Here is a 20,121-nt window from a genome sequence, read left to right on the forward strand (position 1 = left end):
CTCATTTGATGTTATGATGATAGATAATCCAATACATATTTTTAACAACTTTTTGGGGGAACCATTATGGCAGTAGTCAAATCAGTCAAAATTGATGGGGATAGCATCCACATATTTAAAAGTGCAATCTATGTGTTTCAAGCAAGTTCCGGATTTACTTTAGAGTTGGACCTAATCGTCAGTGAGGTTGTCGTAAAAAAATATAAAAAGGAAGATAATCTCATCATTGAAATAGAATTAGAAGATGGCAGAGTCGTCCATTCAATAATGCATGTAAAGGTTTTAGCAGGAGGCTTGCCGCAGCTTAATTTATTTTGTGAACTGGATGACCCTGATGATTATTATTTTTTGGAGCAGGTAAATGAGAATGATACATGGTTTCCAAATCTTGAAGAAGGCATCACCCTCGAAGAAATACGAAAAGTAGAGATGCCGGATGAATATATCAATATAAAACTAAAACTGCCCATTGAACAAGTAGAATGGTTGAAAAATCAAAAAAAAGCACAACTTTATGAATTGTTTAAGGTATTCATTTATGACCATTGGAAAAAAACAGATAAATGATGGGGGGATAAGATGAAATTTGTGATTGCGGGCGGTTCAGGATTTATCGGCCAAAAATTAACCAACTATCTTCTAGAAAAAGGACATGAAATTGTTATTTTAACTAGAACGGCATCCATGGCATCAGGAAAGGCTACATATGTGAAATGGCTGACGGAAGGGACTAGACCTGAAGAAGAAATCAAGAGTGCTGATGGATTTATTAATCTAGCGGGAGTTTCGATTAATCAGGGAAGATGGGATGCGAGACACCAAAAGCAAATATATGACAGCCGGATGAAAGCAACAAATGAGCTGATCCGGATTATCCACAGATTAGAGAGCAGGCCCAGTGTGTTTATCAATGCAAGTGCCATTGGGATCTACCCAGCCTCTAAAAATGCGATCTACACGGAAGAATCTAAAGAAATCGCCGATGACTTTTTAGCGAGAACGGTTCAAGACTGGGAGAAGAAAGCCAAACAAGTAGAGGCAGATGGAATTCGCACCGTTTTTATGAGATTTGGAGTAGTGCTCGGTCGGGATGGTGGTGCACTTCCTTTGATGGCATTGCCTTATAAATTGTTTGCAGGCGGGACGGTTGGTTCCGGTGAACAGTGGGTATCCTGGGTTCATGTGTTGGATGTAGTTCGAGCGATTCTTTTTGCGATCGAAAATCAACAATTACGTGGACCAGTCAATATCACCGCACCTGCTCCCGTTAGAATGAAGGAGTTTGGTCAAACGATTGGGTCCGTTTTACACCGTCCACACTGGCTGCCAGTACCTTCATTTGCTTTGAAATTAGTCCTGGGGCAAAAGAGTGCACTTGTATTAGAAGGACAGTATGTTGACCCAGTTGTTTTGCAACGCGAAGGCTTTGAATTCTCCTACGCTTCACTTAAACCTGCCCTAGAGGACTTACTGGTAAATAAAAAGAGCATCCAATAATTAAGACTTATTGGATGCTAAATCTGACCGATCGGCAGCCTTCGGAGGCTCCTCCATCCAGCCATTATCAATCAATAGATTGGCTCCATCTTCAACGTATACCAACATTTCTGCGAGTGAACGCATGTACATTGCCCCAATATCTCTTCTTCCATTTACTGCAATCGAATTACCAAACGCTCTAATCTTCATTGAGAACATATCAACCTTGTGAAAGACCATTAATTTATCGGAGAAGGGTGAAAAGGTAGATTCCGTTACTAAATGGTCTAACTGAGTAGGGAAAGGTAAATTATCTTTTTGTAATTTTTCACTATATTGCTTAACGGATCGATCTGTTATTTCGCGGCCGCGAATGAGAAATTGTCGGACATCTTCATCTTTTGCAACCTGGCTGAAGGCAATTAATAAAGCTTTGCTGGTTGTGTTATTTTCAATGTTATCGTAGAGATGTGTGATTTCGAGTGCGTGTAGTGAGCGAATATCCCCGAAAAATCCTTTTAAGTAATTTTGCTTTTTAACAAAATCTACTTTTTCGGGAATAGGCAGGACAGGTGGTTTTATGATTAGACCTTTCGTCATTAATACATCGTTCAACTGGCCAAGAAACGTAATCGTAGAGACATTACAATAAATAAAAAAGTCTCTGATATCCTCTCTAAGCACTAAAGGAATGGCAACATTGTATAAACTCAAACCTGCTTTTGCTGCATATTTTAAATAGTGAACATAAAATTCATCTTGAAATAAACGAGGTGCCCCAAGATTTACATCGTCTTTTGTAAAACCAATAGGAACCGGATGGTTCTCTTTTAATAGGAATTCCTCAATCCTCTGCATGAAATCCTCAGACAAACTTAGACCGTTTTCTAATAGGAGTCTAATATCCTCATCATCGACATGTTTAAGAAAGTATTTTATTATATAATGTGACATACTATTTCCTACATAAGTTGCCCACAGTTTTCCCATTTCAGGTGCTGTTAACTTTGCACTTGGTTTTAAATTGTTTGGGCTTAATTTTAACGGTCTAATCACTTTATTAGGTTGCATCTAGAATACCCCTTAACTTATTTTTCTTAGTTTTTTCTAACAAAAGGAATTTATTCTAGTGACTTGTTTTATTAACAAATCGAATATTTACGATGAGTTAGAGGAAAATAGCTTTGTATGTTACAGAAATAGGAGTGAAGATTTATGAAACAAAGTCTTTATGAAAAACTTGGCGGACAAGAAGCAATTGGAAAAGTGGTCGATTATTTTTATAATGAATTAGTGTTAAAGGACCAAACGGTAAATCGATTTTTTGAACACACCGATATGGAAAAGCAAAAGAAACATCAAACCAAGTTTATCAGTTTTGCACTTGGCGGTCCCAACCAATATTCTGGCCAATCAATGGCAAAAGCGCACCATGGAATGAATTTACAGCCAGAACATTTTAATGCAATTGTGAACCATTTGCATGATGCCCTTGCTCATTATGGTGTGAGTGAAGCTGATATTGATACGGCTTTAACTAAGGTAGCGTCCCTACGAGATGATATCTTGTACCAGTAGAATAAAGCGAAAACGGGACCTATTTTAGGTCCCGTTTGTGTTTATAAAATTCTTAAATGATATCAAACCATACAGGTGTCTCATCTTTAGGGTCGCCATTGTAATTGATCATGATTTCGTCGCCTTCATTTATATCGGTATGTGCATAAAAGTCAATCGTTTTTTGAGTTAAGTTAAGCTTGTATAAAGCATTTGGTGTAAAGGAATGGTTAAATAGCGAACCATAGCCTAATGCCAAAGCACATTCCTCTAAATTTTCGCCCCACCAAAATACATACTCTACAAATACTGTCTTCTTTAGGTGTTTATATTCTTCACTTGGGGAAATAATCACCGGGGCCTCATGAATCAGCTCTCCCTTACTAATATTCCTTGTTGCAAAGATGCCTCTGCCATATTTACAAGCTTTTACTTCCAACAATTTATTCACCGCCCATTTATCATCCAATTTGGCTTTTTACTACTTTATGCCAGGAGGGGGCGGTTTGACTAGATCTCTTCCTAGGAAAAATCACTCACGATAGCAGTGGTATATCATAAACTAATTGAAAATTGTCTTCCGGGGTGAGTGGCATGGATAGGTTTACTCAGATAAATAATGAACATTATGATAAAGACCAAAAGATATTAGAGCTCGAAAAAGAAGTTGCCCTTGGTCTCTGGATTCAGGTCATCGGACAGTTTATAGAGATAAAAGGCTTATCGGGATTATTTCATTTAGAGGAAGATCCTAATCGGTTTGGTGAACAGCAAATCCTAACAGGTGCATGGATTCGGACAATCGGTCAATTATTAGAGGCTTTATCAGTACAAAGTCAACTTGGAGAAACCGATAAAATAAAACTAGTCCAAGAACAAAAAATTGCGATAACCGGAGATTTCCTTGTGTCGGTTGGATCTGCCTATGAAGTAATTGGCGGTCTTCGAGTGCTTGATGAGGAAAACGTCCAGCCGCCTAGGATTGTTCCTTAGAGACGAGAGGATGATCCAAGATTAAGATACCATATAAATTAAAAGGTTATATAACCTTGTAGTCCTTGGAAATACGTGAAATAAAACAAGAAGGGCAAGTTTATGTAAAAGGAATTGCTTAAACAAATTAGGCATGGTGGCAATTAACTCTTTATCTGTTAACCGCTGAAGTATAGATAATCTGACCAAAGACATCCTAAAAATAAGAAACTGGGATATAGGAGGTAGTTGATTTGATTAGCCTAGATGATATCATTCTTGCACGTGAAAAAATGAAGGGAATTGTCCATACAACCCCATTAGATTTTTCGCAAACCTTCAGCAGTATTTCAGCAAATAATAAAGTCTATCTAAAGCTGGAAAACTTGCAGAAAACAGGTTCTTTTAAAGTAAGAGGATCCTATAATAAAATGATTTCTTTAACGGAAGAGGAATTACATAAAGGGGTAGTGGCAGCCTCCGCCGGTAATCATGCTCAGGGTGTTGCCTATTCCAGTCAAATGTTAGGCATTCCATGCACCATTGTGATGCCAAAGGGGGCGCCGCTTAGTAAAGTGTCAGCGACGAGACAATATGGTGCGAAGGTAGTTCTTCACGGACAAACATTCGATGATGCCCTTGCGTACGCATTAGATTTAAAGGAACAGATGGGGGCTACATTCGTTCATGCCTTTGATGATGACGCGGTTATTGCGGGACAAGGGACGGTTGGATTAGAAATACTTGAACAACTTCCAGAAGTGGAAGCGATTATGGTACCAGTTGGGGGCGGCGGACTTATTGGCGGTATTGCATTAGCCGTGAAGGAGAAAAATCCCCATGTCCGTGTTTATGGTGTTCAAGCGATGGCCTGCCCGAGCATGAAACAATCACTCGTGGAGAATGGACCAGTTAAGGTAGAGTCCACGCCGACAATGGCAGACGGAATTGCCGTCAAGAAACCAGGTTTACATAATTTTGAACTGGCTGAAAAGTATGTGGATGATATTATTTGTGTCGATGAAATGGAAATTGCCAGAACGATGTTGCTTTTGTTAGAACGAAATAAGCTGTTGGTAGAAGGGTCAGGAGCTGTTTCGTTAGCTTCTCTTTTATATCAAAAGGTGAATTTTAAAGAGAAGAATGTGGTTGCGGTTATTAGCGGCGGGAATGTTGATGTGAATTTTATTTCGAGGATTATTGAGCGAGGTATGGTGGAATCCGGAAGGTATGCTAATTTTTCTATGATTGTAAAAGATAAACCGGGTGAACTGCAAAGGGTGCTGGGGTCTATTTCGGAGTTAGATGCTAATATTCAATCAGTTCATCTTGATCATGTTGGTAAGGATATTTATCCTGGCTATGCCCAGCTAGAGCTTGCGTTAGAAACGAAAAATCAGGATCATATTGAGGAAATTAGGAGCGTTTTGAAAAAAAATGGTTATGCTGTCAAGGATTCGGATTAGGCTGATTGATTTCTAGTTGGTGGAGTGCAAATTCGAGGTGGGTTCAGACAAGTCAGGTTGATTACTAGAAGATCGTGTCCGAACCAGTCCCGCATTCGGACAATCCTAATCAAATTCCACCTGATTTTGTCCGAATCACCTGCGAATTTAATGTGTAACCATTAGGAAAAGACTCCCTGCTCGTAATCTTGTCATTCATCCTTGAAGTTAAACAATCATTAAATCGGAGGCTTTTAGAAACCTCTTTTTCTAGGAAAGCAGGTGATCATTTGGGTATTGTCGCAGCTTCTAGGTTTTCAGATTTCAAAGGCAAAATCTCTGATTTATCACTGCCAATAAAGGACAAAGATATTCTCAATAAAAGGTTTTTAATAGACCAGGACACAGAGAAAAAATTGGAGATTTATTATACTCCTTTTGATTATATCAATGACCAGGCCAAAGTGGTAATCGTCGGCATTACACCTGGATTGCATCAAATGAAAAAGGCCTTTACCACTGTAGTAGAATGCAAGGACCGCGGTTGGAGTGATGAAGAAATCCTTCATGAAGTAAAAAAGAAAGCGAGCTTTGAAGGAACGATGCGTAAAAACCTGGTCGCGATGCTGGATGAACTAGGACTCGCTGGACATTTAGGCATCCCTTCAACAATAGATCTATTTGGACGATCGAGTCACTTAGTATATAATACTTCACTGCTACCTTATGCTGTATTCTTTGATCAAAAAAACTTTAATGGCTCCAGGCCAGCTATAATCAAAACAAAGGTTTTATGGGCATATGTAACGAAATACTTTGTTAATGATATGATCAAACTTCAAGAACCTCTAATCATTCCTCTAGGTGTTAAAATAAGCAAGGTTATAAAATCCTTAATCGACAAGCAACTGATAAAGAGCCACTATGTTCTCAGCGGATTTCCGCACCCATCAGGAGGGAATGGCCATCGGCACCGGCAATTTCGGGAAAATAAAGAAGAAATGAAACATCAGTTGAATCAATTTTTCAAAAAATAAGGTTTCAATCGGAAAAATAGTTAAATTACTCTTTTTACGTCTAAGAAAGGACCGCAGTGCGGTCTTTTTGCATTGAGGAATCTTTTAGCTTAGGCTAGTTGAATGAAATCGATAAACATGTTAAGTTTAAATTAATTAATTCGTTTAATAAACTAATAAATCGAACCAATCTAAAAAAAACACAAATTCTCCTAAAAAAACAACATTTTAAAACATTCATAAGGTCCGTAAAATGAAAGACAAGAAAACGTTTTCAAGTTGGAGGAAGGCTTATGAATGTGATAAAGAAGATAGGTCTAATTATCGATAAAGTTTTCGAAAAAGTTACACTATTATCGCTAGTTGCCCTGATCTTGGTCGTAACTACCCAGGTTATGACACGAAAATTATTTAATTTTGTTTTCTTTTGGTCTGAGGAAATTACGCTTTTGCTGCTTGCCTGGTTTGCCTTCATGGCGATCGCAATTGGATTTCGCGAGTACATTCATATGGGAATTGATTCGTTTACTAATCTATTTCCAAAGAAATTCAATAAGGTTTTAGACAAGATTATCAGTGCTTCGATTTTTGCCTTTGGTTTATATCTTGTCATTCAGGGCTGGGATTTTACTGTATTGATGCTCGATTCTACCTTGCCGGCAACGAAACTGCCAAGCAGTATTACTTATGCGGTCATGCCAGCCACAGGAGTAATGATTTGTGTCTATTCACTTCTCCAATTCTTTAGCATTGATACCAATCGTCATAAAGATCTAGAGGAGGGAATGTAGCATGGATACAAATACAATTGGCATTATTATTTTACTATCAAGCTTTGTCCTATTAATCCTATTTCGCTTTCCGATTGCCCTAACACTTATTGCATCATCCTTACTTACGGTTATTTACTTAAAGATTCCTCTTCCTGTCGTAGGGCAGCAAATGATTCAAGGAATGAACTCCTTTTCATTGCTTGCGATTCCTTTCTTTATTTTGACAGGACAAATCATGAGTGAGGGTGGCTTGGCTACCCGGATTGTCAATTTCGCTAGTTTAATGGTTGGCCGAATCCGAGGCGGACTTGCCATGGTGAACAGTGTGGCCGCCTTGTTTTTTGGGAATATTTCCGGCTCTGCAGTCGCTGACGTTTCTTCGGTTGGTTCTGTTATGATACCGATGATGAAAAAGAAGGGATATGAAGCAGACTATGCGGTTGGTGTTACCATCGCTTCCGCCATTCAAGGGGTAGTGGTGCCGCCGAGTCATAATCTTGTTTTATACTCCTTAGCAGCAGGCGGCGTATCGATTGCCAGTTTATTTATGGCTGGGATTGTACCAGGTTTCATCATGTTAATTTCCTTAATGATTACAGGTTACATTATAGCTAGGAAACGCGGCTATCAAAAAGCGGACCCTGTACCTCGAGCTGAAATAGGCGGTATAATTTTACATGGCTTATTATCGCTAAGCCCAGCGGTTATTATCTTAGGCGGTATTTTGACGGGTTGGTTTACCGCAACGGAGTCTGGTGCGTTAGCTTGCTTATATTCTTTCATTCTAGCATTTGTCGTATATCGAGAAGCAAAATTTGCGAATCTATGGAAAATCTTAACCCGGACGATGCGAACGGTTTCTATGGTGTTTTTCTTAATTGCTGCGTCTGCTTCCTTTGGCTGGATTTTAGCCTATTTAAAGGTTCCTGCCATGGTGACCAATTTATTCTTAAGTATCTCTGATAATCCACTTATTATTCTCTTAATTATTAATATTTTGTTACTGCTGCTAGGTGCACCAATGGACATGGCCCCAATGATATTAATTATGACGCCAATCCTTCTTCCGGTCGTCACAAGTTTTGGGATGGACCCCGTTCACTTTGGTATTGTCCTGATTTTAAATGCTGGGATTGGTCTATTGACACCACCGGTTGGAACCGTGTTGTTCGTCGGCTGTGCGATTGGAAAGGTCTCGATCCAGCAAGGGACCAAAGCGATGATGCCATTTTTCTATGCACTAATAGTTGTTCTCTTAATTATTACCTATATTCCTGAGGTGGTTATGTGGCTCCCACATTTGTTAGTTAAGTAGCCGAAGGAAAGGTAACAATAAATTTTTAAAACAATCAAGGGGGTTATTAGATGAAGAAAAGGAAGATTACCGGTATTTTAGCAGCAACATTGTTAATGGGGACTATCCTCGCAGCTTGTGGTAAAGAAGAAGCATCAAGCACAAAGGATGGGGGGACTAAGGAGGAGGAGCCAAAATACACCTTCCGTTTGGCTGACAATCAGCCGCCTGATTATCCAACCGTTGTCGGGGACAAAAAGTTTGCTGAATTAGTGGAAGAAAGAACGAAAGGCCGGATTAAAATAGAGGTTTTCCCTTCTGCTCAATTAGGGGATGAAAAATCCGTCTTAGAACAAGTTCAGCTTGGCGCCATTGAGTTTACAAGAATCAATTCCAGCCCGCTTGCTGAATTTAATAATCAATTCACTGCGCTTGGACTGCCATATGTTTTTGATAGCGAAGAGCATTTATGGAATTTTCTTAACGGTGAGATGGGAAGCAAATTGTTAGATGGATTAGAGCAGTCCAAAATGAAAGGGCTTGCTTATTATGATTCCGGTTCACGCAGCTTTTACTCTACTAAACCATTAAAAAGTGTGAAAGATCTCAAAGGGCAAAAGATTCGTGTACAACAAAGTAAAATTAATATTGATTTCATGTCAGCTTTAGGTGCAAGTGCAACACCAATGCCATATGGAGAGGTTTTCAGTGCCCTGCAAACAGGGATCATTGATGGTGCAGAAAATAACCTTCCTAGTTTAGACTCTTCCAATCATTATCAGGAAGCGAAAAATCTTATTTTAGACCACCATCAGCGTATTCCTGAAGTACTGCTTATTAGCAAGGCTGCATGGGATAAGCTATCTGAAAAGGATCAAAAATTGATTAAACAAGCCGCTCTTGATTCTGTGAAAACTCAAAGAGAAGAATGGGATAAATGGGAAGAGCGTTCCACTAAGAAACTAAAAGATGCTGGCGTAGTCTTTACAGAGGTCGATGATATTCAACCATGGAAAGATGCCGTTAAATCGATGGTTGATTCGTATTCAAAAGATTATAAAGAAGTCATGGATGCAATTGAAAAAGCCCGTCCCTAATCACTAGCGGCCTGCTAAATAGCCTAGTTGGGAAAAGTTTCCTTTCCCAGCTAGGTTCTTTCTGCTTAAAAATCCAACCCGGTGGGAGTGAAAAATGATGAAGAGGCTGGAGGAATTTACTAAAAGATATATACTCTTGAAAAATCAATCATTAATGATTAAACTCTGCGTTTTTTCTAGTTTTCTCGTTATTCTTCCTGTGCTTTCAGTCGGGATATTCTCCTATAAACGTTCATCCGCTGAGCTTGAAAATGAGCTCAGGCAATCAAGCAGACAAGTCATTGACCAAGTTCAGACACATATTGAATATTATTTACAGGATTTCGAGATTACCAGCCTCAAAATTATTAATTCCCCTGAATTATCCAGGCTATTAAAATCAACAGAATCAGGTCAAAAGGAGAGCATGATGGAGGCTGCCCGAGACACTTTAAAGGCGGCAGAGTACTCAAGGGCTGATATAAGTAATATCACCATCCTATTAGATAACGTACCAGTGATTGATACCCTTGGGATGAGAAATTTTTATCCCGCCTCCAAAATAAAAGAGGAGTATTGGTATCGGTTGGTGCCGCTTAATGGGATGAGTATGCTAGTAACAAGAAAGTTGACATTAGCAAATAATGAGCAGCCGGTGATATCACTTGTCAGGCGGCTATATAATCCGCGCACACTTATGCCGGTCGGAATGCTCATCATTGATATTAATTTTAGACGGATTGAGGAAATTTCTAATAAAGTTACGATCAGCAAAAACGGCTATTTCTTCATCCTTGATGCTAACGGACATTACGTGTACCATCCCGACTATATGAAACTTGGTAAAAAGGTAGAATACAAGCGGCTTGTTAACTTAAAAACAGAGGGAAGTGATACGGAAATATTAGATAATAAACGAAAAGATTTTGTTACGTTTGCTTTTTCGCAAAACCTGGGCTGGCGCTTTCTGACCGCAGTACCCTACCGTGATGTAACGGGCGGAATTATCCAAATTGAGAAAACCATTTCTACCACCATTATGGTTTCGTTAATTTTGGCCTATCTAATTGGGTTTGGATTCGCGACGAGCATCATTCGGCCGATTCGTCGTCTCCAGCATTTTATGAAGGAAGTCGAGACAGGTCAACTGGAAGGCAGTGTCCTTGTGGATTCACATGATGAAATTGGTCAATTAACGGCAGGTTTTAATAATACGGTTAAAAAATTAGCTCATTTACTTGAGGAAGTATATGTATCTAAATTAAGAGAAACGGAAATGTCTCTCAAACAAAAAGAAGTAGAATTAAAAATGCTGCAATCGCAAATGAACCCACACTTCCTCTATAATTCTCTTGAGACGATCAGGGGAATGGCATTGGAAGAGAATCAGGAACATATTGCAACGATGTCCTATTCACTAGGAAAATTGCTCCGCTATAATTTGAATAATCATTCTTCGACCGTGAGTCTTCGGGAAGAAATTAATTTTTGCGAAATGTACCTAAAGATCCAAAAATTCCGCTTTGAGGACCGTTTTGAATATGACCTTGATATTCCCGAATGGGCAATGGGGCTCAAGGTCATCAAGTTTTCCCTGCAGCCTTTGGTTGAAAATTGCTTTGTACATGGATACGAGGGCAGTGTTAGCAAGCTCAAAATTGTGATCTCTGTCTATCGTGACTCAGAATCTTCTTATATGATCAGTATTTTCGATAATGGAAAAGGAATAATGGAACGGAAGTTAGATCAAATCCGGAATAGAATACACCTTCTAACACCAGCTCATGATGGAAAGAATATAGGGATTTTAAATGTACACCAACGGATTCATTATTTGTTTGGAGCGACCTATGGTATCACGCTTAAAAGTAAATTTGGTTCCGGCACAAAGATATTAATCCGTTTACCGGTGTTAAATCAGCTGGTGGAGGGGGAGAACTATGAAGAAAAATATCTTGTTGGTAGATGACGAAAGATGGGTTCGTACAGCCCTCAAATGGACTATAAATAAGTTGAATATTCCATTGCATGTCATCCACGAATGTGAAAATGGCTTGGAAGCACTCGATTGGATTAAGCAAAATGATGTCGATCTTATCATTACCGATATCCGGATGCCCGTCATGGACGGACTTTCTTTGGTTAAAGAATTAAGTCAGTTGAAAAAGAAACAGGATGTGATAGTGATCAGTGTCCATGATGAGTTTCAATTTGTCCAACAGGCACTGAGAACAGGGGTTACCGATTATTTGCTCAAACCAGTGGAGGAAACGGAACTACAAGCGTGCCTTGAAAAGTGGCTGGATAAACAAAAGAAAGACCTGGATATCAAAAAAGTTGATGAAAGTCTTCCTTCCTCAACGATTGAAAGGGTATTACAGTATTTAGAAAAAACTTCCTTAGACCAAATCACCTTAAAGGATGCAGCTGAAAGTGTACATATGAATCCAAGTTACCTTAGTCAATTGTTTAAGCAGCAATTGAACAAAAAATTCGTTGATTATCTCACGGAACTGCGGATTGAGGAAAGTAAACGGCTGTTACTAAATACAACCTTACGAATGTCAGAAATTGCGGATAGGGTAGGCTACTCTGATCTAGCGTATTTTAGTAACAACTTTAAGAGAATTACCGGCTGCTCTCCATCGGAATTCCGAAAATCAGCGATGTGAAATGAATATCGTTAATGAAAATGCTGCCGGGATCGGCAGCTTGTCTTTTGAATCGAAGCTATTGATTAAGTTGATAAATTTCACGGGCAATTGATTCAAGAATATAAACAACCGGTACTTGTGTCGTAATATTCGTTTCCTCAATGAATTCTTCCGAAACATAATAAGAAATGTTGTGATCAGAAATTTTGGCAACGGTTGAGAGCTTGTTGTTGGTAATACTGATTATTTTATTTCCATCTTGTTTTAGTTGATGGAGATGTGTAATCGTAAAATTAGTTTCTCCTGAAACAGATAAAGCAATAGTGACACTGTTCGTCCGTAGTTTGGAGTGAATGGGAAAGTGGGGGTCTTTTATATACATGGAAAATTTACCTAAGCTAGAGAAATATCTTGCCCCATATTCTGCCAGAATACCGGAACTGCCGATTCCAATAAAAATCACATTTTCTGCCTTGTTCACAAGACTTGCTGCCTTTTTGATTTTTTTCTCTAAATCCCCTTTTAATGTCCGCTCAAAAAACTCGACTAACGAATGCTGGGAACTTTTTATAACCGTTTTTTTATGTTCTTCTAAATACATTTTTAGCTTGATTTTAAATTCTGAGAAACCCTCACAATTTGCCTTTCTACAAAAACGTAAAATAGTGGCAGTAGAGACATGTGTTTCATCTGCTAGTTCACGAATTCGCATATAGGCCACTTTATCAATGTTTTGAATGATGTAGTTGTATAAAGACGTTTCTAATTCATTGAAAGACGCAATTAGTTCATTTGAAAACATTACTATTGGTTATCCCTTCTGTAAATAGATCGTATTCATTTTACCATAATCATTTAAATGTTACACAGCGTTACATCTTTGTCACAAGTGACTTCCAGTGTGAATAAGAACTAGATCATTTAAACTTATTTACTATTTTGTAAAATATCGTTACGATTCCTAATGAAGAGTGAGATTAAATGCCGAAAACTTAACAAATATTAATTACTATGGAAAAAATATTAGGGGGTACCCAAATGGAAAAGTATCAATTCCCAAACGGTTTTTTATGGGGAGGCGCCACAGCAGCCAACCAAATGGAAGGCGGATATAAAGAAGGAAATAAAGGGCTAAATATTGCTGACGTCCTCCCAGGTGGAAAAGAGCGATATAACGTTCTTTTAAATCCAGGATTTGATTTTGAAATCCACCCAGAAAAATATAGCTATCCAAATCATGAAGCGATTGATTTTTATCATCGCTATAAAGAAGATATTGCCTTGTTTGCGGAAATGGGTTTCAAGGCCTTCCGGATGTCGATCGCCTGGACACGAATTTTTCCAAATGGAGATGAGTTAGAGGCCAATGAAGAAGGTTTAGCTTTTTATGATCGGGTGTTTGATGAACTGCACAAGTATGGAATCGAGCCAGTTGTTACTATCTCGCACTATGAAATGCCACTGCACCTTGTAAAGGAATATGGCGGCTGGAGAAACCGTCAAGTAGTAACCTTCTTTGAAAGATATGCAAAGGCCATTCTCCATCGTTTTAAAAATAAAGTAAAGTACTGGATGACTTTTAATGAAATCAATAGCGGTTTGGTGATGCCAATCCAAGGTCTTGGTTTTTCGATTCAAGAAGAAGAGGATAAATACCAGCCAACCTTCCAAGCGTACCATCATCAATTTCTTGCCAGTGCGATTGCAGTCAAGGCCTGCCATGAGATCATCCCAAATTCGCAAATTGGCTGTATGATCCTTTATGCTCCTGTCTATGCCTTTGATAGTAATCCTGAAAATGTACTCTATTCCCTTCAGGAAGAACAACTATTTAATTATTTTTGTGGAGATGTGCAAGTACGCGGTGAGTATCCGGCTTTCATTAAGCGCTACTTTAAAGAGCATCAGATTGAATTAGAGATTCAAGATGGGGATTTAGAATTAATTAAAGAAGGTAAGGTAGATTATGTCGGATTTAGTTATTATATGTCCAGAACTGAGAAAAAGGTAAAATCGCAAGAAGAGGCATCACAAGGAAATATCATTGGCGGAGTGAAAAATCCATTCCTTAGTGCAAGTGATTGGGGCTGGGAAATTGACCCTGTTGGATTACGGATTTCTTTAAATAAATTGTATGACCGCTACCAGATTCCCCTTTTTGTTGTGGAAAATGGTTTAGGTGCCTATGACAAGGTAGAAGAGGACGGTTCCATTCATGATGACTACCGGATTGACTATCTGCGTGAGCACGTCAAGGCAATGGGTGAATCCATTGAGGATGGGGTTGAACTGATGGGCTATACCACTTGGGGTTGTATTGATATGGTCAGTATGTCGTCAGGTGAGTTCTCTAAACGTTATGGCTTTATTTATGTGGATAAACATGATGATGGCAGCGGGACATTAGAACGTAAAAAGAAAAAGTCTTTCTTCTGGTATAAAGACGTAATAGCGACAAACGGTGAAAAACTATAAATTATTTTAAAGGACTGCTGCGAAGTAGTCCTTTTTTAGGTTTCTATCAAATATTAAAAAAACACAAAACATTCTAAAAAAACTCCCTACTAGTAATTAACTGAAAGATTATAAAATGAAAAGGTGATGGAAGCGTTTTCTTTTATTGTGGAGGTGATTATAAGCTGTAATTAGTTAGGTCGATCTATTTTGGAAAAACTAAACAGGTTTAAGGGGGAGGAAAAGAATTGAAACGATTCTCAAAAAGAACTGCATCTTTAACACTAGCCGCCTTAATGCTATCATCGACGGTCATTCCTTTTGCAAGTGCGGAACAGGGGAAATCAAATGGTAATAAACAAAATGCACCTGAGATTGGAGCGACAGCGAAAAACATCCTAGTACAAGGTGAAAAGAAATTCAAAGATCTTAATAACAATGGTCGGCTTGATCCATATGAAAACTGGCAGCTGCCAACTGAAGTACGTGTCAAGGATCTTGTCAAAAAGATGACACTTGAGGAAAAAGCGGGAATGATGCTGATTACAGAATTCCCAGCTTTTAAAGATAACAAATTAGTCTTGCCTAATAAATTAATTGATCAAAACACACGTTATTATATTTTTCGCCAAACGCCAACTCTTGATAGAATCGCGGACTATAATAACCAGCTTCAAGAAGCCGCAGAAGGATCGAGATTAGGAATTCCCATTGTCATCACCTCTAATCCACGGAATCATGCATCTACTGATTATACGAATAGCAGTGAAGGGGCAGGCTTACATTCCTTTTGGCCGGGGCCATTGGGGCTCGCAGCGACGCGTGACACCAGCCTTGTCAAAGATTTTGCTGAAACCGCTGCAAAAGAATGGAGAGCGGCCGGGATCCGCAAGGTATATGGATATACAGCAGATATCGCGACAGACCCGCTCTGGGCTCGAATTGAAGATACGTTTGGCGAACAGCCTGCCCTTGCTTCTGGCATGATTTATAACGTCATCAAGGGTTTCCAAGGAGATGAGCTGGGAAAAGACGGTGTCGCCATTACAGTAAAGCATTTCCCTGGCGGCGGAGCACGCGACAATGGCTTAGATCCACATTTTCCTGAAGGAAAATTCAATCCATATCCAACGACTGGAAGTTTGTTAAAATATCATATTCCAAGCTTTAAAGCAGCTATCTCAGCTGGTGTATCCTCTGTCATGCCATATTATGCGTATCCAAGCAACACAAGTGCTGACCAAGGTTTACCATGGTTTAGCCCTGCCCAACAATTTGAGGAAGTAGGCTTTGCTTTAAACAAAGCGATTATTACCGATCTCCTCCGCGGCCAGCTTGGTTTCAAGGGTTATGTTAACTCTGATACAGGCGCAGTCGGCAATAATGCCTGGGGGGCAGAAGGCTTAACGTCCGAACAAAAATTTGCAAAAGCGATTAATGCGGGAACGAATATCATTTCTGGCGCTTCTGATCCAACACCTATTATCAATGCTGTAAAACACAGTTTACTTAAAGAAGAGAAAGTGGATCAATCTGTTTCATTTTTACTAACAGAGATGATGAAACTGGGTCTTTTTGAAAACCCTTACGTAGATGGACAGCATGCCCTTGATGTGGCGAATAATCCGGAGTCACAGAAAAAGGCGGATGCAGCTCACCGCAAGTCCCTAGTTCTTTTGCGTAATGATAAAGTCAATGGAGAGAATGTACTCCCATTGAGTGATGGTAAAATTAAAAATGTAAAGCTTTATGTTGAAATGTTCCCAGGTGGAAATGATGCTGCCGCTACTAAGAAATTAAGAGAGACGATTCAAAAATATGATTCATCGATAACGGTAACGGATAATCTTGCTGAAGCCACACATGCATTTGTATGGGTTCGACCTGTTCAATCAAACTGGGATAATAATCCAAGGATCACAGTAGGCACTGAAACAGGCATCACAAATGTCGACCGGATCATCGAAATTCAGAAAACTGTTCCGACCATTACTGCAATCAATTTCACAAATCCGTGGTTAATTGACCAAATTGAACCCAATGCAGCAGCCGTGGTGGCCACATTTGGAACAAAGGCAGAGGCAATTGTCGATGTCATCCGCGGCAAGTACAATCCGACCGGAAAACTTCCATTCACCATTCCCGCGAATAAAGCAGCCGTTGACAACGAGGTTGGAGATATTCCTGGATATGAAGAAGCTCCGTCATATGTCTATAAAAATCATAGTGGGGACAAATACCAATTTGATTTTGGATTGAATTATAAATAACGATCATCTTTAGTAATTGATTGTCTTGCTTGCTATCGAAATGGTCATTTATTGAGTAAAAGAATCAATGAAATTATTGAACGGAAAAGAATTGAGAAAAAGAGTGACTTCATTGAAATTGCAATGGAGTCACTCTTTTCATAAACACTAATTTAAATTAATATACATCACGCTGATAACGACCTTGCTCTTTCATTCCATTTAGATATGCTTCTGCGTCTTCAGGGGACATGGAGCCTTCCTTTTCAATAACCGTTAACAGGGCAGTGTGGACGTCTTTCGCCATATATTGCTTATCTCCACAAACATAGAAGTATGCTCCATTTTCCAGCCATTCAAACAGTTCTTTGCTGTTTTCCAGCATTTTATGTTGTACATATACTTTTTGGGCGGAATCACGGGAGAATGCTGTTTCTAATCTTGTTAGTACGCCGTCTTTTTGATATTTTTCTAACTCATCTTGATAAAGAAAATCAGACGCTGCATGCTGATCACCAAAGAATAACCATGACTTTCCGGTTGCTTTATTCACCGCACGTTCCTCGATGAAAGAGCGGAATGGCGCAATGCCTGTCCCTGGCCCCACCATAATAATGTCTTTTTCCTGTGAATCTGGCAGATGGAAGTGTTTATTTGGCTGCACGAAAACTGAAAGTGCTTCTCCTTCTTGAATACGTTCTGCAACTTGAACAGAACAAACACCCTTGCGATCACGTCCGTGAGCATGGTAACGGACAGCACCGATGGTTAGATGTACTTCACCTGGATGGGCCGCAATACTGCTGGCAATAGAATAGAGTCGTGGAGTCATTTTTCTTAATAAAGAAACAATCTCTTGGGCAGTAGCTTTCCAAGGACCGAAATCTTTTAACATATCAAGCAAATCGCGGCCATTAGTATATTCTTTCAGCAGGCTTGCATTTTCAATTAATACGAGAGTTTTTAGCTCTTCATTGTCTGTAAATGAAGCTGCCGTTTGGAGAATTTTTTTCGACAATAAGGTAATTTCAAAGTAGTCTGTTAACGCCTCTTTTAATAGGAGTGTTTCACCTTGCTTATTAATGGTGACAACAGTTTTTTCATCCCAATTCATTTCTTGTAGAAGCGAAGCCACAAGTTCTGGATCATTTTTTGGGATAATCCCAAGGGCATCACCTGGATTATAGGAAAGACCTGAACCTTCCAATGATAATTCAATATGTCTTGTTTCTTTACTAGAGCCCGCCCCGTTTAAATTTACGTTATGGAGAACCTTTGCAGGAAAAGGATTCGTTCTTGAATAGGTGGCCGGCACCTTTTGGTCTTCATTTTTATTTACAGTAAGCTGCATTTATCTTCACCTCTAAATGTTATGTGTAATAGGTATTAGCTTGATGTAGTTGTTTTTCTTCGATACACCTTCCATTATATCTAAATAATATTAATTTTCCCTTAAAAATGTCTTATAAAATTTTTTAATTATTAAGATAAAATTGTGAATTTAATTTTAACATGAAAATCGATCTAAAAAAACAGGGAATTGATAAAAATTTTAGACATTTTTGTGAAAACACTTACAATTTTGAAGGGGATTTTATGCATTATTGAATAATTTTAATGTTTTCGTAAGAGGCAGGGAACAACATAAAAAGAAGCATTAATGTTATCGGAGACAACGAAAGGAACTAGAGTATGAACAAATCTCACCAATATTATTGAAGATAGGGTATTAATAAAAACATCAGCTCCAAATTCAGAGCTGATGTTAAAGGTAATTTTATTTATGGTCAATAATTGCCCAATAAGCTGGTTTTACATTGTTATCTGGATCGAAAACAAAAGGTGCATCAACACCAACGCCGCCATTATATTGTTGGGCACGATCGTTTAGCCACGTGTGGTTGTCTGTTATGCCCCAGAAAGTGACGTTGCTAATTTTGTCACCTAATTTTTCATATAGTTTAAACAATTGGTCGTAACGGTCGGCTTGTGCTTGTAATTTATCCACTGGAATCATACCATAGGTCTCATACGCTGGTTTTGGCGGCCAGCCATATAGACTTACATCAAGCTCGGTAATTTGATTATCTAAGCCAAGCCCGGCAAACATGTTAATTGATTTTTCAATATCTGCCGTGGAAGGCCAGCCTACTTGGATATGGGATTGATGCCCAACGCCGTCAATTGGAACACCTTGATCCTTCATGCTTTTAACTAGGTTATAAAGGCGAGTTCTTTTTGGTTCTACTTCTGTATTGTAATCATTGATATAAAGCTTAGCGTCAGGTGCAGCATATTTTCTCGCTGTCTCAAAAGCGACTTTAATATAATCTGTGCCAGTTATTTTGTACCAGTTCGATTCTCGTAACCCCTCGGGATTTGCGGGGTTGCCGTCATCGATGGCTTCATTAACAACATCCCAGGATTTTACATCATCTTTATAGCGCGTTACGACGGTTTTAATATGTTCTTCTAAGCGTTCTAATAACAGCTTTTTGTTCGCTGCTTGTTTTACTGGATCTGTTTCATCTGGCATCCATTTTCCATCTTTATCCACGAAGAACCAATCTGGTACTTGTTGATGCCAAACAAGGTTGTGACCACGAACGTCCATCCCATTTTCTTTTGCGAATTTAATGATTTGGTCAGCTGGTCCAAAGTTATATTCATTTTCGGATGGATGAATACTTTGAGGCTTCATGACGTTCTCGGCCACAATACTATTAAAATGCCGCTTTAACAATTTTGAGTCATTTTCATTTAATAATTGAGATGGCTCAACTGCCGCACCAATGGTAAAAGAATCTTTATAGCGCTGGTCCAATTGTGGGGCTGTTAATCCACTTATAGCTGGTTTATCGGTTGTTGAGGCTGCAACATTTGAAATACCAACAGGTAACATTAAGGCTAAAGCTAATCCTGAAATCATCGGTTTACGCAAAACTTTTAGCATATTTGGATCCCCTTTTTTAAAAATATTTTTTTAAAGCCCTCTGAACAAACTCTAACGATTCCTCCTTTTCATCATTTTCTAGTCAAACAGGTAAAAGAAAAGGTTTACATTTCGTTAAATACTTATGTAGCTGTTTACCCTGACACGTTCATTATAACTCGATTCATATAGTTTATCCACACAACAAACAAAGTGTTTT

18 protein-coding genes are annotated in these 20,121 nt (G+C 38.9%); 13 read left to right on the plus strand and 5 right to left on the minus strand.

Annotation, left to right across the window (positions count from 1 at the left end; all coding sequences use genetic code 11):
- Nucleotides 1–66 precede the first annotated feature (66 nt).
- Nucleotides 67–567 (plus strand): hypothetical protein, encoded by a 501-nt coding sequence (locus ACZ9EE_RS28865; protein ID WP_476031998.1) that lies wholly within the window; start codon nt 67–69, stop codon nt 565–567.
- A 12-nt stretch (nt 568–579) separates the two neighbouring features.
- On the plus strand, nt 580–1,497 hold the full coding sequence (locus ACZ9EE_RS28870; RefSeq protein ID WP_476032000.1) for a TIGR01777 family oxidoreductase: 918 nt from the start codon (nt 580–582) through the stop codon (nt 1,495–1,497).
- On the opposite strand, the gene ACZ9EE_RS28875 is transcribed toward ACZ9EE_RS28870, so the two are convergent.
- Nucleotides 1,498–2,550, minus strand: coding sequence for a DUF3231 family protein (locus ACZ9EE_RS28875; protein WP_476032001.1), 1,053 nt, complete (start codon nt 2,548–2,550; stop codon nt 1,498–1,500). It lies immediately after the preceding gene.
- Nucleotides 2,551–2,694: 144 nt separating this feature from the next.
- Here ACZ9EE_RS28875 and ACZ9EE_RS28880 point away from each other — a divergent pair, with 144 nt between their 5' ends.
- Nucleotides 2,695–3,057 carry a group I truncated hemoglobin gene (locus ACZ9EE_RS28880; RefSeq protein ID WP_476032003.1) on the plus strand — a complete coding sequence of 121 codons (363 nt, stop codon included), beginning with the start codon at nt 2,695–2,697 and terminating at the stop codon, nt 3,055–3,057.
- A gap of 52 nt (nt 3,058–3,109) precedes the next feature.
- Here the strand turns inward: ACZ9EE_RS28880 and ACZ9EE_RS28885 are convergent, their stop codons facing one another.
- Nucleotides 3,110–3,487 (minus strand): SET domain-containing protein, encoded by a 378-nt coding sequence (locus tag ACZ9EE_RS28885; protein ID WP_476032004.1) that lies wholly within the window; start codon nt 3,485–3,487, stop codon nt 3,110–3,112.
- 143 nt (nt 3,488–3,630) lie between these two features.
- Between ACZ9EE_RS28885 and ACZ9EE_RS28890 the strand changes: the two genes are divergently transcribed.
- The 8 genes from ACZ9EE_RS28890 (at nt 3,631) to ACZ9EE_RS28925 (ending at nt 12,284) form a co-directional block, all read left to right on the plus strand.
- The gene (locus ACZ9EE_RS28890) at nt 3,631–4,029 is read left to right on the plus strand and encodes a hypothetical protein (protein WP_476032005.1); all 399 of its coding nucleotides are present in this window, start codon (nt 3,631–3,633) and stop codon (nt 4,027–4,029) included.
- Between the two features lie 233 nt (nt 4,030–4,262).
- Nucleotides 4,263–5,474 carry a threonine ammonia-lyase gene (ilvA, locus tag ACZ9EE_RS28895; RefSeq protein ID WP_476032006.1) on the plus strand — a complete coding sequence of 404 codons (1,212 nt, stop codon included), beginning with the start codon at nt 4,263–4,265 and terminating at the stop codon, nt 5,472–5,474.
- A gap of 188 nt (nt 5,475–5,662) precedes the next feature.
- Nucleotides 5,663–6,490: a uracil-DNA glycosylase family protein gene (locus tag ACZ9EE_RS28900; protein ID WP_476032007.1), complete on the plus strand. Its 828-nt coding sequence runs from the start codon at nt 5,663–5,665 to the stop codon at nt 6,488–6,490.
- Between the two features lie 272 nt (nt 6,491–6,762).
- On the plus strand, nt 6,763–7,260 hold the full coding sequence (locus tag ACZ9EE_RS28905) for a TRAP transporter small permease (RefSeq protein ID WP_476032008.1): 498 nt from the start codon (nt 6,763–6,765) through the stop codon (nt 7,258–7,260).
- Between the two features lies 1 nt (nt 7,261).
- The gene (locus ACZ9EE_RS28910; protein WP_476032009.1) at nt 7,262–8,557 is read left to right on the plus strand and encodes a TRAP transporter large permease; all 1,296 of its coding nucleotides are present in this window, start codon (nt 7,262–7,264) and stop codon (nt 8,555–8,557) included.
- A 50-nt stretch (nt 8,558–8,607) separates the two neighbouring features.
- Nucleotides 8,608–9,633 carry a TRAP transporter substrate-binding protein gene (locus ACZ9EE_RS28915; RefSeq protein WP_476032010.1) on the plus strand — a complete coding sequence of 342 codons (1,026 nt, stop codon included), beginning with the start codon at nt 8,608–8,610 and terminating at the stop codon, nt 9,631–9,633.
- Nucleotides 9,634–9,727: 94 nt separating this feature from the next.
- Nucleotides 9,728–11,581 carry a sensor histidine kinase gene (locus tag ACZ9EE_RS28920; protein ID WP_476032011.1) on the plus strand — a complete coding sequence of 618 codons (1,854 nt, stop codon included), beginning with the start codon at nt 9,728–9,730 and terminating at the stop codon, nt 11,579–11,581.
- Nucleotides 11,553–12,284, plus strand: a complete 732-nt coding sequence (locus ACZ9EE_RS28925) for a response regulator transcription factor (RefSeq protein WP_476032012.1) — start codon at nt 11,553–11,555, stop codon at nt 12,282–12,284. The genes ACZ9EE_RS28920 and ACZ9EE_RS28925 overlap by 29 nt, the downstream gene beginning before the upstream one ends.
- 58 nt (nt 12,285–12,342) lie before the next feature.
- Here ACZ9EE_RS28925 and ACZ9EE_RS28930 read toward each other — a convergent pair whose 3' ends face one another.
- Entirely contained in the window at nt 12,343–13,068 is a 726-nt protein-coding gene (locus ACZ9EE_RS28930; RefSeq protein WP_476032013.1) for a MurR/RpiR family transcriptional regulator, read from the minus strand.
- Nucleotides 13,069–13,304: 236 nt separating this feature from the next.
- On the opposite strand from ACZ9EE_RS28930, the gene ACZ9EE_RS28935 reads away from it, so the two are divergent.
- Nucleotides 13,305–14,741: a glycoside hydrolase family 1 protein gene (locus ACZ9EE_RS28935; RefSeq protein WP_476032014.1), complete on the plus strand. Its 1,437-nt coding sequence runs from the start codon at nt 13,305–13,307 to the stop codon at nt 14,739–14,741.
- 227 nt (nt 14,742–14,968) lie between these two features.
- Nucleotides 14,969–16,990 (plus strand): glycoside hydrolase family 3 protein, encoded by a 2,022-nt coding sequence (locus ACZ9EE_RS28940; protein WP_476032015.1) that lies wholly within the window; start codon nt 14,969–14,971, stop codon nt 16,988–16,990.
- Between the two features lie 157 nt (nt 16,991–17,147).
- Here the strand turns inward: ACZ9EE_RS28940 and ACZ9EE_RS28945 are convergent, their stop codons facing one another.
- Nucleotides 17,148–18,320 carry a sulfite reductase subunit alpha gene (locus tag ACZ9EE_RS28945; protein WP_476032016.1) on the minus strand — a complete coding sequence of 391 codons (1,173 nt, stop codon included), beginning with the start codon at nt 18,318–18,320 and terminating at the stop codon, nt 17,148–17,150.
- A gap of 426 nt (nt 18,321–18,746) precedes the next feature.
- Nucleotides 18,747–19,922, minus strand: a complete 1,176-nt coding sequence (locus tag ACZ9EE_RS28950) for an endo-1,4-beta-xylanase (RefSeq protein ID WP_476032017.1) — start codon at nt 19,920–19,922, stop codon at nt 18,747–18,749.
- Between the last annotated feature and the right edge of the window lie 199 nt (nt 19,923–20,121).

The organism is Bacillus sp. URHA0034 (assembly GCF_056280405.1).